At 59.8% G+C, this 400-nt stretch carries 1 protein-coding gene; it reads right to left on the bottom strand.

All coding sequences use genetic code 11. The features are described 5' to 3' along the window. The coding region (locus CBX98_RS25530) for a ferritin-like domain-containing protein (RefSeq protein WP_146192919.1) at positions 1–400 on the bottom strand (400 nt) is incomplete at both ends.

Below are 400 nucleotides of genomic sequence, written 5' to 3'. Positions count from 1 at the left end.
CAGCAGCATCTTCACCGTCATCTCGGCGGGGAGGTGCTTCTTGAGCAAGCCCTCCGCGCGACCTGCGATGCGACGAAACTCCGCGTCATCGTCCGCCTTGTCGGGATGGCGAATGTTGAACACGTGGCGCAGCGCGATATCGCTGTCCTCGTTCTTGATCTCGCTCAGGCGCTTGAGCAAGGTGCGCAAGGTGCTGAAGCGACCGATCTTGTCGAGCTCGCGATAGATGCGGAAGTGCTGGTAGAAGTTCTTGTAATGACGGACTTCGTCGCTCTTGATGTAGTTCGTCAGTTCGCGCAATACCGGCTCGTCGGTTACCTCGTTGAGGGCGCGATAGAGACTCGCCGTTCCCGTTTCGACGACACAGCGCGCGGCAAGTTCCAGGCCACGGTTCGGCTCG

This window comes from Vibrio sp. T9, assembly GCF_003123985.1.
Classification (GTDB): Bacteria; Pseudomonadota; Gammaproteobacteria; order Enterobacterales; family Vibrionaceae; genus Vibrio; species Vibrio diabolicus.
Note: the sequence above shows the minus strand (reverse complement) of the source record. Positions and strands in the feature narration are given on the sequence as shown.